Origin of the sequence: Saccharopolyspora hordei, assembly GCF_013410345.1 — a bacterium.
GTDB classification, from domain to species: Bacteria; Actinomycetota; Actinomycetes; order Mycobacteriales; family Pseudonocardiaceae; genus Saccharopolyspora; species Saccharopolyspora hordei.
This window is the reverse complement of the sequence record NZ_JACCFJ010000001.1, coordinates 4,565,039-4,579,925: the sequence shown is the minus strand read 5'-3', so window position 1 is coordinate 4,579,925 and position 14,887 is coordinate 4,565,039. Positions and strand designations below refer to the sequence as shown.

Below are 14,887 nucleotides of genomic sequence, written 5' to 3'. Positions count from 1 at the left end.
CGCTCGGGTCGGGTGGTCGGCGGAGAGGAAGGAAGTAGATGAGCAAGCGCTTCGACGGTCGGGTGGCGATCGTGACCGGCGCGAGCCGGGGGATCGGCCTGGCCATCGCCCAGCGGCTGGTGGCCGAGGGCGCGAAGGTGACCGTGACCGCGCGCAAGCCCGAGCCGCTGGCCGAGGCGGTCTCCGGGCTGGGCGGCGCCGAGCACGCCCTCGGCATCGCGGGCAAGGCGGACAACGCCGAGCACCAGGCCGAGGTGGTCGAGCGGACGGTCGAGACGTTCGGCAAGGTCGACCTGCTGGTGAACAACACCGGGATCAACCCCGCCTACGGCCCGCTGCTCGACGTGGACCTCGGCATCGCGCGCAAGTCGTTGGAGGTCAACGTGCTCGCCGCGCTGTCGTGGACCCAGCGGGTGCACCGGGCGTGGATGGGCGAGCACGGCGGTGCGGTGCTCAACGTGTCCTCGGTGGCCGGCCAGCGGCCCGCGCCGGGGATCGGTTTCTACGGCGCCACCAAGGCGATGCTGTCCTACATCACCAAGGACCTCGCGGTGGAGCTCGGCCCGAAGGTCCGGGTCAACGCCATCGCGCCGGCGGTGGTCAAGACGAAGTTCGCCACCGCGCTCTACGAGGGCCGCGAGGAGGAGGTGGCCGCGCAGTACCCGTTGCAGCGGCTGGGGATCCCGGAGGACATCAGCGGCGCGGCGGCGTTCCTGCTCTCCGACGAGGCGTCCTGGATCACCGGGCAGGTCCTGGTGCTCGACGGCGGCGTGACGCTGAGGGGCGGTGTGTGAGGTGCAGCTCGCTGGTTCCGCGGTGGTGATCACCGGTGGGGGCAACGGGATCGGTGCCGCGATGGCCCGCAAGTTCGCCGGGCTCGGGGCGCGGGTCGTGCTGGCCGATGTGGACACCGAGGCCGTCCAGCGGGTGGCGGCGGAGGTCGGCGGGCTGGCGGTGCCGGGTGACGCCGCGAGCGAGGACGGGGTGCGCGCGCTCGTCGACGCCGCCCTGGGCGAGCACGGGCGGATCGACCTGTTCTGCGCCAACGCCGGGATCTCCCGCGGTGGCGGCCCGGAGGCCGACGAGGCGGCGTGGGCCGACTCCTGGGAGACCAACGTGATGGCGCACGTCCGCGCGGCCCGCGCCGTGCTGCCGCACTGGCTGGAGCGCGGGCAGGGGCACTTCCTGGCCACGGTGTCGGCCGCGGGGCTGCTGACCATGCTCGGTGCCGCGCCGTACTCGGTGACCAAGCACGCGGCGCTCGGCTTCGCCGAGTGGCTGGCGATCACCTACGCCGACCGGGGCATCACCGTGCAGGCGCTGTGCCCGCAGGGGGTGCGCACGAACATGCTCGGCTCCAGCGGGAGCGCGGGCAAGGTGCTGCTCGACGAGGGAGCGCTGGAACCCGAGCAGGTCGCCGACGTGGTCGCCGACTCGCTGGACAGCGGCGAGTTCCTCGTCCTGCCGCACCCCGAGGTCGCCGACTACTACGCGCTGCGCGCCGCCCAGCCGCAGCGGTGGCAGGCGGGCATGCGCAAGCTCCAGCGCAAGCTCGGCTGACGGGCGGGGTCCGCCGGTCCGCCGCTGCGGCGGGCCGGCGGGTCGATACGCTGGAGCGGGGATGGACAGGGGAGGTGGACCATGGCGCGGGTGGCCAACGGCCGCACCACCGCGGTGATGGCGACGGGGGACGAGCCGGTCCCGCAGCGGTTGCTGTCGGTGGCCACGCGACTGTTCGCCGAGCAGGGCTACGAGCTGACCTCGGTGCAGCAGATCGTCGACGCCGCCGGGGTCACCAAGGGGGCGATGTACCACTACTTCGGCTCCAAGGACGACCTGCTCTACGAGATCTACGCGCGGGTGCTGCGCGTGCAGCACGCGCGGATGGAGAGCGCGGCCGACAGCGACGCTCCGGTGGACGAGCGGCTGCACGCGGTGGCCGCCGACGTCGTCGCCACGACGGCGGCGAACCTGGACGACACGAAGATCTTCTTCCGCTCGATGCACCTGCTGCACCCGGACAAGCAGGCGGAGGTCCGGGCGGAGCGCCGCCGCTACCACGAGCGGGTGTGCGCGCTGATCGAGGAGGGCCAGCGCGCCGGGGTGTTCCGCGCGGACAAGTCACCGGACCTGGTGGTGGACTTCTTCTTCGGTGCGGTGCACCACCTCGGCACCTGGTTCCGCCACGACGGCGAGCTCACCGGGGAGCAGGTCGGGGAGCAGTTCGCCGACCTGCTGCTGGCCTCGCTGCGCCCCTGATCCCGCTGGCGCCGGGCGGTCTCCACCGGTCTTGACCGGGCGTTGCCGAGGTGCGAGATTCCTCGCGGTCGCAGCGAAGCGGCCGTTCCCGCTCCGGACACTGGTGGTCACATGAGCAGCTACGCGCGCCGTCCTTGGCTGGCCCACTACGGAGACCTCCCGGCGGACATCGAGGTCGAGCACGGCACCGCGCTCGAGATGTTCCGCGCCTCCGTCGCCCGTGCCCCGGGGACCACGGCGATCCGGTACTTCGACGCCGAACTCACCCTGGCCGATGTGGACTCCGCGTCCGACGCGCTCGCGGTCGCGTTGCAGGACGGCGGTTTCCGCTCCGGTGACCGGCTCGGCGTCTACGTGCAGAACGACCCCGCGTTCGTGATCGCGGTGGTGGCCGCGTGGAAGGCCGGGGGCGCGGCCGTGGTCATCAACCCGATGAACAAGGCGCGGGAACTCACCTACCTGCTGGCCGATTCCGGCGCGACGGCGTTGGTGTGCCTGGACGAACTGCACGAGTCGGTCGCGGCGGAGGTCCTCGCTTCCGGCGCCACGCGGGTGTTGACCGTCATCACCTGCTCGGCGCGGGACTGGCAGACCCGTGACGACCCGCGCGTGCTGCCGCAGCGGGAGGTGCGCCGCGGCGGGACGCTGGACCTGCTCGAGCTGCTGGACCGCTGCGCGGGGCGCACGCCGGTGGCCGACCCGCCGTCGCCCGACGACGTCGCGGTGCTGACCTACACCTCGGGCACCACCGGGGAACCCAAGGGCGCGATGAACACCCACGCCGTGATCGCGTTCAACGCGCAGGCGTTCCGCGACTGGATGGGGATGACGCCGGACGACAGCGTGCTGGCCGTCGCCCCGCTGTTCCACATCACCGGGCTGGTCGGGCACTTCGCGCTGGCCCTGCTGGTGCCGTGCCCGCTGGTGCTGACGCACCGGTTCCAGCCGGAAGTGGTGCTCGACGCGATCCGCGAGCACCGCCCGACCTTCACCGTCGGGGCGATCACCGCGTTCATCGCGCTGAGCGGGGTGGAGGGGTTGACGGCGGAGGACTTCCGCTCGTTCCGGTTGGTCTACTCGGGCGGGGCACCGGTGCCGCCCGCGGTGAACCAGCAGTTCCTGGAGCGGACCGGGCACTACATCCACAACGCCTACGGCCTGACCGAGTCCACGTCGATCACCCACCTCGTGCCGCCGGGTGCGCGGGCGCCGGTGGACCCCACCTCCGGGGCGCTGTCGATCGGGCTGCCGATCTTCGGCACCTCGGTGCGCATCCTCGACGACTCCGGCGAAGAGGTGCCGGTCGGCGAGGTGGGCGAGATCGCGATCGCCGGCCGCCAGGTGGTGCCGGGGTACTGGGGCAAGCCGGAGGCGACGGCGGCGGCGCTGCCCGGCGGCGAGCTGCGCACCGGCGACGTCGGGTTCATGGACGCCGACGGCTGGTTCTACGTGGTGGACCGCAAGAAGGACATGATCAACGCGGCGGGGTACAAGGTGTGGCCCCGCGAGGTGGAGGACGTCCTCTACGACCACCCGGCGGTGCTGGAGGCGGCGGTGGTGGGGGTCCCGGACCCCTACCGCGGGGAGACGGTCAAGGCCTTCGTGGTGCTGAAGCCGGGGGCCGCGGCGACCGAGGAGGACCTGGTCGACCACTGCAAGGCGCGCCTGGCGGCCTACAAGTACCCGCGCCAGGTCCAGCTGGTGCCCGAGCTGCCGAAGACCCCCACCGGCAAGATCCTCCGCCGCCAGCTCCGCGACCAGTGACCGCGACGGGACCGCGCACCACCGACCGCGCGGTGCGCGAAGGGCCGCCGCACCTCGTGCGCGCTCACGCGAGCGGGCCCGGGCGTGGAGGAGTTTCACGTTCCCTGTGGGGTCAGCGGGGAGTGAAGTTGTTTCGGGTTCGTTGCGTTCGGGGCGAGGGGTTGCGCTGGCCGAGGACGGGGAGGTTCGCTACCGCTCACCCCCTCACACCGCAGGAGCGAGCATGAGCGAGACCCGGGCCAGCCGGCCGCCGCGGATCGACCGGGTGCTGAACCTGGTGGAGCGAGTGGGGAACAAGCTGCCCGAGCCCTTCATCCTCTTCGGACTGCTGTTCCTGCTCGTGGTGGTGGTCTCCACCGTGGTGGCCGCCTTCGGCGTCACCGTGCACGTCCCCGGCGACGACGAGGTGACGCCGATCCGGGGCGCGCTCAGCGGCGAGGGCCTGGAGTTCCTGTTCACCAGCATGGCCGAGAACTTCATCGGGTTCCCGCCGCTGGAGACGGTGGTCACGATCATGCTCGCGGTGGGGCTGGCCGAGCGCACCGGGCTGCTCACCGCGCTGATCCGGGTCGCCTTCGGCGGGGCGCCGCGCTGGGTGCTGCCGTACGCGGTCGGCCTGGTGGGCATCACCGCGAGCGTGATGGCCGACTCCTCGATGATCATCGTCCCGCCGCTGGCGGCGCTGGTGTTCAAGGCCGCCGGGCGGCACCCGGTGGCCGGGCTGCTCGGCGGGTTCGCCGCCGTCGGCGCCGGCTACTCGACCTCGCCGCTGGTCACCAGCCTGGACGCGCTGTTCGCCGGGATCAGCAACGAGGTCGCCGCGACCCTGCCGGACCCGGGCACGACGGTCACCCCGGTGTCCAACTACTACTTCAACGCAGTGTCGTCGATCGTGCTCGGCCTGCTCGCCGGGCTGCTCATCGACAAGGTGATCGAGCCGCGCCTGGTGCGCACCGGGGTGCCGCGCGAGGCGTCGGGGGACGGTCCGGAGATCACGGCGGCGCTGGAACCCGCCGAGCGCCGCGGTCTGGTGTGGGCCGGGGTGGCGTTCCTGCTCACCGCCGCCGCGGTCGTGCTGCTCGTGGTGTGGCCGGGTTCGCCGCTGCGCAACGAGGCCGGTGGGTTCCTGCCCGAGTCGCCGCTGCTGGACTCGGTGACCACGCTGATCTTCTTGGGGTTCGCGGTCCCGGCGATCGTCCACGGCGCGCTGGTGGGCGTGGTGCGGCGGGCCGCGGACGTGCCGAAGCTGATGGCCGAGGCGGTCCGGGAGCTGGCCGGGTTCCTGGTGCTGGCGTTCATGCTCGGGCAGTTCATCGCGCTGTTCGGCTGGACGAACCTCGGTGCCTGGGTGGCGGTCTCGGGCGCGGACCTGCTGCGCGCGATCGGCCTGGACGGCTACCCGGCGTTCCTCGGGTTCATGGTGCTGGCCTCGCTGCTCAACCTGTTCATCATCTCCGGGTCGAGCCTGTGGACGCTCATGGCGTCGGTGTTCGTGCCGATGTTCGTGCTGCTGGGCTTCGAGCCCGGCTTCGCGCAGGCGGCGTTCCGGGTGGGCGACTCGGCCACGCAGATCATGACGCCGCTGAACCCGTACATGATCATCATCTTGGGCTACCTGCGCCGCTACGAACCGGCGGCGGGGATGGGCACCCTGGTGGCCCGCATGACCCCGTTCGTGGTGCCGTTCTGGCTCCTCTGGGCCGTGGTCCTGACGGTCTTCTACTTCGCCGACCTGCCGCTGGGGCCCGGCATGGGCATCCACATCGCGCCGTGACGATCGCGTCGGGGGAGGAACCCGGGGGTACCCGCGAGGGGCGCGGGTACCCCGCACGGGGTGTCAGAAGATCACGCGGGTGAGGCCCTCGGCGACGCAGGCGGGCTTCGCCTCGCCCTCGATCTCGATGGTGGACTTGACCGTCAGCTGCACGCCACCGTCGACCTCGGTGACGTCGGCGAGCTCGGCGACGGAGCGGATCCGGGAGCCGACCTTGACCGGGTTGGGGAACCGGACCTTGTTCAGGCCGTAGTTGATCCCCATCTTCGCGCCCTCGAACCGGTAGTTCTCCGAGTTGAGCTTCGACAGCAGGCTCAACGTGAGGAACCCGTGCGCGATGGGCGCGCCGAACGGTCCCTGCTGGGCGCGGTCGACGTCGACGTGGATCCACTGGTGGTCCAGGGTGGCGTCGGCGAACTGGTTGATCTGCTCCTGGGTGATGGTCAGCCACTCGCTGGCGCCGAGCTGCTCGCCCTTGGCGGCGATGATCTCGTCCTTGCTCGTGAACACTCGCACTGCGGGTACCTCCTCGTGTGCTGGGTGGGCGCGGTGCCGCGAGCGGCGGCGGGCGCCCACCGCCGCTCGCGGGCGCGGCTACGGCGTGGGCAGGTCGGCGAGCTCGCCGATGCGCTGCCGGTGGGTCTCGGCGATGCCGAAGGTCAGCTGGGAGCTCTTGGCCCGGCCGAGGTAGAGGTGCGCCGGGTGCTCCCAGGTCATGCCGATGCCGCCGTGCAGCTGGAGGTGCTCCTCGGCGGCCAGCACCACCAGGTCCGAGCAGTGGGCCTGCGCCAGTGCCACCGCCAGGTCGACCTCGGTGTCCTGGGCCAGCGCGTCCGCGGCGTTGCGGGCCACGGCGCGCCCCGTGCTGACCTCGACCCACAGGTCGGCCAGCCGGTGCTTGACCGCCTGGAAGGACCCGATCTGCCTGCCGAACTGGTAGCGGGTCTTCGCGTAGTCCACTGTGGAGTCCAGGCAGTGCTGAGCCAGGCCGACCTGCTCGGAGGCCAGCAGCCCGGCCGCGGTGAGCAGGGCCCGCCGCAGCGCCCGCTCGGCGTCCGCCCCGGAGGCCAGCCGCTTCCCGACCGCGCCCGCCAGCTCGAGGGTGCCGAACCGCCGGGTGAGGTCCAGCGGCGTGGTCGGCGTCCGGGTGACCCCCGAGGCCGCGGTGTCCACCAGGTACAGCGCCGCACCGTCGCCGTCCACGGCCGGCACCACGACGTGGTCGGCCACCTCGAGGTCGACCACCGCGGACACCGTGCCGGTCAGGCTGGTGCCGTCGGCCTTGACCGACCGCGGGAACGCCGCGTGCGGCGCGGTGGTCAGCCCGACGGCGAGGGTGCCGATGCGGGAACCGTCCGCCAGCTGCGGCAGGACCTCCCGCTCCGCGCAGGCCACCAGCGCCGCGGTGACCAGCACGTTGCCCAGGAACGGCACCGGGGCGACCGCGCGGCCGACCTCCTCGGCCACCACCGCCAGCTCCCGGGCGCTCGCCCCGGCCCCGCCGAGGTCCTCCGGCACCAGCAGCGCGGCCAGGCCGAGCTCGCCGGCGAGGGTGCGCCACAGGTCGAGGTCGTAGGGCTCCTCGGACTCGCAGCGGGCCAGCACCGCGGTCCAGTCGCAGCGTTCGCGCAGCAGTCGCCGCACGGTCGCTCGCAGGTCCTCTTCCAGCTCGGTGTAGAGCAGGTCCGGAGCGCTCATCGCGGCAACTCCTTCCACGGCCGGTCCTTGTCGGTGCGGATCTCCGGGGGCAGCCCCAGCACCCGCTCGGCGATCACGTTGCGCAGGATCTCGGTGGTGCCGCCCTCGATGGAGTTGCCCTTGGCCCGCAGGTACCGGAACCCGGCGCCGCGCTTGGTGAGCGAGGCGTAGTCGGGCTGGCGGAACGTCCAGTCGTCGTAGGTCAGCCCGTCCTCGCCGAGGAACTCCAGCTCGAACCCGGTGATCGCCTGGTTCTGCTCGGCGAAGGCCACCTTGACCGCCGAGCCCTCCGGCCCGGGCTCGCCGATGGCCAGCTGCTGGCGCAGCCGGATGCTGGTCAGCCGGGTCGCCTCGGCCGCCACCCACAGCGTGAGCAGGCGGTCGTGCAGCGCGGGGGTGCGCTTCTCCGGGTGCGCGCGCCACGCCTCGGCGGCCTCGCCGATCATGCCGCCCTCGCGCGGTGGCGTGCGCCCGCCGATGGCCACTCGCTCGTTCATCAGGGTGCCCATGGCGACCTGCCAGCCCTGGCCGACCTCGCCGATGCGCTGGGAGTCCGGGATCCGGACCCCGGTCAGGAACACCTCGTTGAACTCGGCCTCACCGGTGATCTGCCGCAGCGGGCGGACCTCCACGCCCGGGTCCGTCATGTCGCAGATGAAGTAGGTCAGGCCCTTGTGCTTGGGCAGGTCCGGGTCGGAGCGGGCGACGAGGATCGCCCAGCGGGCCCGGTGCGCCAGCGACGTCCAGACCTTCTGCCCGTCGACCACCCAGTCCGAGCCGTCCCGCACCGCGCGCGTGGACAGCGCGGCGAGGTCCGAGCCGGCACCCGGTTCGGAGAACAGCTGGCACCAGGTCTCCTCGCCGGTCCACAGTGGGCGGAGGTAGCGCTGGCGCTGCTCGTCGGTGCCGAAGCGCAGGATGGTGGGCGCGGCCATGCCCAGGCCGATGACGTTGAGCTGCGGCTGGTTGTCCGGTGCCCCCGCCTCGGCGAACGCCTCGTCGACCACCGGTTGCAGCTCCCGCGCGGCGCCGAGGCCGCCGAGGCCGACGGGGAAGTGCACCCACGCCAGCCCGGCGTCGAAGCGCGCCCGCAGGAACTCCAGCCGGTCGGTCCGCTGTGGATCGTGCGCGGCGAGGAACTCCTCGACCCGGCCGCGGAGTTCGGCGGCGTCCACGGTCATGCCTTCGGCCCACCCGCCACGTAGATGACCTGGCCGGAGACGAACCCGGAGCGCTCGTCGACGAAGAAGGACACGGTGTTGGCGATGTCCTCGGGCTGGCCCACCCGGGCCACCGGGATGCTCGCGGCCGCGGCCTTGGTGAACTCCTCGAACTCCATGCCCACCCGCTCGGCGGTGGCGCGGGTCATGTCGGTGGCGATGAAGCCGGGGGCGATGGCGTTGACGGTGATGCCGAACTTGCCGAGCTCGATGGCCAGCGTCTTGGTGAAGCCCTGCAGGCCGGCCTTGGCCGTGGAGTAGTTGGCCTGGCCGCGGTTGCCCAGCGCCGAGGTGCTGGAGAGGTTGACGATGCGGCCCCACTTCGCCGCGACCATGTGCTCCTGGGTCGCGCGGCTCATCAGGAACGCGCCCCGCAGGTGCACGCCCATGACCGTGTCCCAGTCGTCCTCGGTCATCTTGAACAGCATGTTGTCCCGGATGACCCCGGCGTTGTTGACCAGCACGGTGGGGGCGCCGAGCTCGTTGGCGACCCGGTCCACCGCGGTCTTGACCTGCTCGGCGTCGCTGACGTCGGCGCCGACGGCCAGCGCCTTGCCGCCGGCGGACTCGATCGCCGAGACCGTGTCGGCGCAGTTCTTCTCGTCGAGGTCGATGACGGCGACGGCGAAGCCGTCCTCCGCCAGCCGCTTGGCCGTGGCCGCGCCGATCCCGCGGGCGGCACCGGTGACGATCGCGACTCGACTGTCTGCCATGGGTTCTCCTCGTGCGTTGTGGTCGTGCACCGTGCTCAACGACGGTGCGCGGTCAGCGGTACTTCTTCAGCTCGCGGCGGGCCAGCGAGCGGCGGTGCACCTCGTCGGGGCCGTCGACGATGTGCAGGGTCCGGGCGTGGGCGTAGAGGTTGGCCAGCGGGAACTCCTGGCTGACGCCACCGCCGCCGTGGGCCTGGATGGCGCGGTCGATGACCCAGGTGGCCATCTCCGGCACCGCCACCTTGATCGCCTGGATCTCGGTGTGCGCGCCCTTGTTGCCCACGGTGTCCATCAGCCACGCGGTCTTGAGCACCAGCAGCCGCGCCTGCTCGATCTTGACCCGCGACTCGGCGATCCAGTGCTGGATGACGCCCTGGTCGGCCAGCGGCTTGCCGAAGGCGACGCGCTCGTTGGTGCGGCGGCACATCATCTCCAGCGCCCGTTCGGCCATCCCGATCGCGCGCATGCAGTGGTGGATGCGGCCCGGGCCGAGCCGCGCCTGGGCGATGGCGAAGCCCTCGCCCTCCCCGGCGATGACGTTCTCCACCGGCACCCGGACGTCCTCGAAGACGATCTCGGCGTGCCCACCGTGGTCGGCGTCGGTGTAGCCGAAGACGTTCATGCTGCGCACGATCCGCACGCCCGGGGTGTCCTTGGGCACCAGGACCTGGCTCTGCTGGCGGTGCCGCTCGGCGTTCGGGTCGGTCTTGCCCATGACGATGAGGACCTTGCAGCGCGGGCTCATCGCCCCGGAGGAGAACCACTTGCGACCGTTGATCACGTAGTGGTCGCCGTCGCGCTCGATGCGGGTGCCGATGTTGGTGGCGTCGGACGAGGCCACGTCGGGTTCGGTCATGCAGAACGCGGAGCGGATCTCCCCCGCCAGCAGCGGTTCCAGCCACTGCTTCTTCTGCTCCTCGGTGCCGAACTGCGCCAGCACCTCCATGTTGCCGGTGTCCGGGGCGGAGCAGTTGGTGGCCTCCGGGGCCAGCCTGCCGGACCGGCCCATGATCTCGGCCAGCGGCGCGTACTGCAGGTTGGTCAGCCCGGCGCCGTGCTCACCGGGCAGGAAGAGGTTCCACAACCCGCGCTTGCGCGCTTCGGCCTTGAGCTCCTCCATGATCGGCGGGTGCGCTGCCCACGGGTCCTCGGCCTCGGCGAGCTGCTGCAGGAAGACCGGTTCGGCTGGGTAGATGTGGGAGTCCATGAAGTCGAGGAGCTGCTCGCGCAGTTCCTCGGTGCGTGCGTCGAAGCCGAAATCCATCATTCCTCCTTGAGGGTCGCCAAGCCCTGCGCGACGAGGGGTGCCACCAGGGCGCCGACGTGCTCGAAGCCGTCGCCGACGGTCTGGCCGTGGATGAAGCGGTAGTGGATGCCCTCCAAGATCACCGCGATCTTGAAGAAGCCGAAGGCGAGGTACCAGTCCAGGTCGGCCAGCGGGTCGCCGCTGCGCTCGACGTAGCGGTCGATGAGCTGCTGCGCGGTGGGGAAGCCGTACTCCGGGCCGACGCCCTTGGCGATCGGGTTCTGCTCGACCCCGCTGAACCCCTCCCAGTACACCGCGAGCAGGCCGAGGTCGGTGAGCGGGTCGCCGAGGGTGGCCATCTCCCAGTCGAGCACGGCCCGGATCCGCTGGTCGTCGCCGACGATCACGTTGTCCAGCCGGTAGTCGCCGTGCACGATGCCCGCGCGCGGCGTGCTGGGGACGCGCTCACCCAGCCGGGAGGCCAGCTCCTCGATGCCGTCGATGTCGCGGCTGCGGGACGCGGCCAGCTGCTTGCTCCAGCGCCGCACCTGCCGCTCCAGGAAGCCCTGCGGCCGGCCGAAGTCGCCCAGCCCCACCGACTCCGGGTCGATGGCGTGCAGGTCGGCGAGCACGTCCACCAGCTGCCAGGACAGCTCGACGCGCTGCTGCGGCGTCAGCTGCTCGGTCAGCTGCGGGGTCCGGTACACGGTGCCCGGGACGTGCTCCATGACGTAGAACGGGGCGCCGAGCACGCTGTCGTCCTGGCAGAGCAGGTGGGTGCGCGGGACCGGCACGTGGGTGCCGGCCAGCGCGGACATCACCCGGAACTCGCGGCCCATGTCGTGCGCGGTGGCCAGCACGTGGCCCAGCGGCGGGCGGCGCACCACCCAGCGCTGCCGGCCGTCGCTGACCACGTACGTCAGGTTGGACCGTCCGCCTTGGACGAGCTCGCCGGTGAGCGGGCCGGCGAGCAGGCCGGGCAGTTCGGCGTCGAGGTGGGCGCGCAGCCGGTCCAGGTCCAGACCGGGCAGCGGTTCGGCGGTCATCGGGTCTCCTTGCCTCGCGGGGCGGCTCCTGCTGCGCCGTCCGGTGCGATCGGGGGTTCGACGTCCACGGGTGTCGCGGTGAGCTCGGCGATCCGGGCGCGGGTGTCCGCCGGGTCGGTGTGCAGCACCGCGCGCATGCCCAGCTGCTCGGCGGCGTCGACGTTGGGGGCGCCGTCGTCGACGAACACCACCTGCTCCGCGGGCAGGCCGAGGCGGTCGAGCACCAGGCGGTAGATCCGCGGGTCGGGTTTGCGCAGCCGGACGTCCGCGGAGACGACGGTGACCTCGAACAGCCCGTCGAGCACGTCCCACGGGTACTCGTTGCCCCAGCTGTTGGACAGCAGCGCGGTGCGCACGCCCCGCTGCCGCAGGGCGCGCACCAGGTCGAGCATGGCCGGTTCGCTGTCCAACCGCGCGAACATGCGCTGCAGCAGTCCCTCCGGCGCGACCGGGCCGCCGTCGCGGGTGCGCAGCCGCTGCGCGAGGGTGCGGTTGAACTCCTCGGCGCTGATCTCACCGGTCTCCAGCCGGTGGATCGGGGTGCCGGGCGGGGCGCTGCGCGACAGCCACTCCTTGAGCGCGGCGGAGAAGGTCTCCGGGAGGACGCCCTCCTGCTCCATCCACCCGCGCAGGGCGACGCGGCTGGGGGTGGTCAGCACTCCGCCGTAGTCGAAGACGACCGCCCGCGCCGGGCGGGTTGCGTCACCGGAACCCATGACCCAGGACCGTACCGACTAGCCGGTATGTCGCGCTAGTGCCCGACCCGCCGAATCGGCGGCACGCACCCGCCGGGGCTGCGGGCCGGGGGCGGGCTCAGGGCTGGAAGGCGGTGCGGATGCGCGCGGCGGTGTCCAGCAGCTCGGCCGGGGTGGAGGTGCTGAACTGCAGGTCGACGAAGGCGTCCTCGACGCCCAGCTCGGCGAGCTCGTGCAGGTGGTCCGCGAGCTGCTCGACCGGGCCGGTGCCCGGGGTGTCGGTCGCGGTGGCCTGGAGCTTGGCGTTGATGCGCACGGCGGTGGCGATCGGGCCGCGCCCGGCCTGCCGGGCCTGCTCGGCGATGCTCGCCAGCACGTCCCGCAGCGCAGGCACCGGCATCGCCACCCCCAGCCAGCCGTCCGCGCGGCGGCCGATGCGGCGGAACGCGGCCGGCGACACCCCGCCCAGGTAGATCGGCACGTGTGACTGGGCGGGCTTGGGCTGGAACGTGCCGGGGGTGACGGTCCAGAACCGGCCGCGGTGCTGCACCGGGTCGTCAGACCAGAGGGCCGCCAGCACGTCCAGCGTCTCGTCCAGCCGCGCCCCGCGCTCCCGCCACGGCACCGCGACCGCGTCGTACTCGTCGCGCGACCAGCTCAGCCCGAACCCGGCGATGAGCCGTCCACCGCTGAGCCGGTCGATCCCGGCGAGGCTGCGGGCCAGGTGGACCGGGGCGTGCAGCGGGGCGCTCAGCGTGCTGGTGCCCAGCAGCGGGCGGGTGGTGGCGTGCGCCGCGAGCGTCAGCACCAGCAGCGGGTCGAGCGCGCTGCGGAACTCCTCGGGCATGGTGCCACCCGGGTACGGGGTGATCGGGTCGGTCGCGGCGTGCACGCGCTCGCCCGTCCAGAGGCTCTCGAAGCCGAGCGCTTCGGCTTCGGCGGCCACCGTGGGCACCAGGGTCGGGTCGGAGAACGGGCCGAACTGCGGCAGCGTCAGTCCCAGTCGCATGCCGATCATCTTGTCCGAGAGGTGCACCGCGCGGCCTCGTCACAACGGGTGCACCGGGGACTGCGTTCGGACCAGCGGCAACGCTCACCGGCCCGGCACGCTCCGGGTGAGCGTGCAACCACCCCGACGGCAGGGCGGTGATCACCGCGCGTCGCGCACTCGCGGTGACGGATCCTCGTTCATCGCAACGGCGTTCATCCGGCAGGCGGTTGTGCGGGACGCGGCGGACGATCACGGGTAGCGCTGGGTGTCCGGTGGGAATTGTGGGAACGACGAGCGCGTTGACGCCGTGCCTACTCGTCGGTAAGCATTCGGATCGCCGCGCGGCCCCCTTGTCAGACCCCGAAGTTGCGAGGTGAGGCCAATGACGTCCCTGCTCCGTGGCAGACGTGCTGCCACTGCTGTCGCCCTGACCGCGGCCGCGGCGCTCGCGTTCACCCCCCAAGCCCTGGCTGCGGCCTTCGACGTCAACTTCGACTGCTCCGGCGACTCCCCGGTGGGCGAGCAGCAGTTCAGCCTGCAGCAGAGCGCCGACGTCACCGCCCCGGAGACCGTGTCTCCCGGCGGCACCCTGGACATCGTGATCGACCCGGCCGTGAACACCGTCCCCTCCGAGGTCAACGGCTTCACGGTCCAGCAGATCGAGGGCATCGACCTGAAGATCCCGATCCCGGAGAACTCCACGTTCGTCTCCGCCGACCTGGAGGGCGGCTCCGGGCTCGGCGAGAACGAGCCGACCCTCACCGTGGACGGCGACATCGCCACGCTGCACCTGGACGGTCCGATCGCGGGCGGCGCGGAGTTCGAGCTGCCCACCGTGACCGCGCACCTCACCGCCGGTGAGTCCGGCACGATCGAGACGAAGCTGTACGGCACCAGCTACGACGACCCGGGGCTCACCTTCACCGCGGTGGTGTCCTCGATCATCGGTGACATCGAGGTGCCGTCAGGCTGCTTCCCCAACCCCAACCCGATCCTGACGACCACGACCATCGGCTGATCCCTCGAGCACGGCGGCGGGGCGCACGCCCCGCCGCCGTTGTGCCGTCCGGCTGAACCCGCTCCGGACCCGGTTGACGCTGCGGATCTTCCGGCCGGCCTTCTCGATGAGCTCCTCGGTGGACTGCCGCCCCGGGCCGGCCCTCCGCCCCGGTGTGCAGGCCGGAGGACTTCCAGGCGGTGGCGGTCCAGTCGCAGGTGACCTCCGCCGGTCCGGCGAACCACCGCTCGACCCGGACCTCCTCCCGGTGGCGGTCTTCGTCCGCCGCAGCGCGCAGCGCTGACCGCGGAGCCGTGGCGCTGGGGGGGGGATCCCGTACGTCGCCGCGCGGGGAACGCGCCGAAGCGGACACAACGGTGCACCGGCCACCTGACCTGCCCCGCGCGCACCCCGGCGGGATGACTCCTGTCCGCGGTGGGAACGTGACCCGCTCCGCTCGGGGACGCTCGGAGCGACGGGATGT

At 72.2% G+C, this 14,887-nt stretch carries 14 protein-coding genes; 6 read left to right on the top strand and 8 right to left on the bottom strand.

The window, feature by feature from the left end:
• The first annotated feature begins 38 nt into the window (after window positions 1-38).
• The 5 genes from HNR68_RS20950 to HNR68_RS20930 all read left to right on the top strand — a co-directional run bounded on the left by HNR68_RS20950 (window position 39) and on the right by HNR68_RS20930 (window position 5,797).
• Window positions 39-794 (top strand): SDR family oxidoreductase, encoded by a 756-nt coding sequence (locus HNR68_RS20950; protein ID WP_179723467.1) that lies wholly within the window; start codon window positions 39-41, stop codon window positions 792-794.
• Window positions 787-1,560, top strand: a complete 774-nt coding sequence (locus HNR68_RS20945) for an SDR family oxidoreductase (protein WP_343050298.1) — start codon at window positions 787-789, stop codon at window positions 1,558-1,560. Before HNR68_RS20950 ends, HNR68_RS20945 begins: the two co-directional genes overlap by 8 nt.
• An 81-nt stretch (window positions 1,561-1,641) precedes the next feature.
• Window positions 1,642-2,259 (top strand): TetR/AcrR family transcriptional regulator, encoded by a 618-nt coding sequence (locus HNR68_RS20940; RefSeq protein ID WP_179723466.1) that lies wholly within the window; start codon window positions 1,642-1,644, stop codon window positions 2,257-2,259.
• Window positions 2,260-2,370: 111 nt separating this feature from the next.
• The gene (locus tag HNR68_RS20935) at window positions 2,371-4,023 is read left to right on the top strand and encodes an AMP-binding protein (protein WP_179723465.1); all 1,653 of its coding nucleotides are present in this window, start codon (window positions 2,371-2,373) and stop codon (window positions 4,021-4,023) included.
• A 223-nt stretch (window positions 4,024-4,246) separates the two neighbouring features.
• Window positions 4,247-5,797 (top strand): AbgT family transporter, encoded by a 1,551-nt coding sequence (locus tag HNR68_RS20930; RefSeq protein ID WP_179723464.1) that lies wholly within the window; start codon window positions 4,247-4,249, stop codon window positions 5,795-5,797.
• Between the two features lie 63 nt (window positions 5,798-5,860).
• Here the strand turns inward: HNR68_RS20930 and HNR68_RS20925 are convergent, their stop codons facing one another.
• The 8 genes from HNR68_RS20925 to HNR68_RS20890 form a co-directional block, all read right to left on the bottom strand.
• Window positions 5,861-6,313 (bottom strand): MaoC/PaaZ C-terminal domain-containing protein, encoded by a 453-nt coding sequence (locus HNR68_RS20925; RefSeq protein ID WP_179723463.1) that lies wholly within the window; start codon window positions 6,311-6,313, stop codon window positions 5,861-5,863.
• Between the two features lie 78 nt (window positions 6,314-6,391).
• Window positions 6,392-7,495 (bottom strand): acyl-CoA dehydrogenase family protein, encoded by a 1,104-nt coding sequence (locus HNR68_RS20920; protein ID WP_179723462.1) that lies wholly within the window; start codon window positions 7,493-7,495, stop codon window positions 6,392-6,394.
• Window positions 7,492-8,676 (bottom strand): acyl-CoA dehydrogenase family protein, encoded by a 1,185-nt coding sequence (locus HNR68_RS20915; protein WP_179723461.1) that lies wholly within the window; start codon window positions 8,674-8,676, stop codon window positions 7,492-7,494. Before HNR68_RS20915 ends, HNR68_RS20920 begins: the two co-directional genes overlap by 4 nt.
• Window positions 8,673-9,428 carry a 3-oxoacyl-ACP reductase FabG gene (gene fabG, locus HNR68_RS20910; protein ID WP_179723460.1) on the bottom strand — a complete coding sequence of 252 codons (756 nt, stop codon included), beginning with the start codon at window positions 9,426-9,428 and terminating at the stop codon, window positions 8,673-8,675. Before fabG ends, HNR68_RS20915 begins: the two co-directional genes overlap by 4 nt.
• Window positions 9,429-9,480: 52 nt before the next feature.
• Complete coding sequence (locus HNR68_RS20905) at window positions 9,481-10,692, bottom strand: acyl-CoA dehydrogenase family protein (RefSeq protein ID WP_179723459.1); 1,212 nt, start codon at window positions 10,690-10,692, stop codon at window positions 9,481-9,483.
• Complete coding sequence (locus HNR68_RS20900) at window positions 10,692-11,720, bottom strand: phosphotransferase family protein (RefSeq protein WP_179723458.1); 1,029 nt, start codon at window positions 11,718-11,720, stop codon at window positions 10,692-10,694. The genes HNR68_RS20905 and HNR68_RS20900 overlap by 1 nt, the downstream gene beginning before the upstream one ends.
• Window positions 11,717-12,436, bottom strand: a complete 720-nt coding sequence (locus tag HNR68_RS20895) for an HAD family hydrolase (RefSeq protein ID WP_179723457.1) — start codon at window positions 12,434-12,436, stop codon at window positions 11,717-11,719. The genes HNR68_RS20900 and HNR68_RS20895 overlap by 4 nt, the downstream gene beginning before the upstream one ends.
• A 97-nt stretch (window positions 12,437-12,533) precedes the next feature.
• Window positions 12,534-13,424, bottom strand: coding sequence for a TIGR03619 family F420-dependent LLM class oxidoreductase (locus tag HNR68_RS20890; RefSeq protein ID WP_179723456.1), 891 nt, complete (start codon window positions 13,422-13,424; stop codon window positions 12,534-12,536).
• A 364-nt stretch (window positions 13,425-13,788) separates the two neighbouring features.
• Between HNR68_RS20890 and HNR68_RS20885 the strand changes: the two genes are divergently transcribed.
• Window positions 13,789-14,424, top strand: a complete 636-nt coding sequence (locus tag HNR68_RS20885) for a cyclase (protein WP_179723455.1) — start codon at window positions 13,789-13,791, stop codon at window positions 14,422-14,424.
• The last annotated feature ends 463 nt before the right edge of the window (window positions 14,425-14,887 follow it).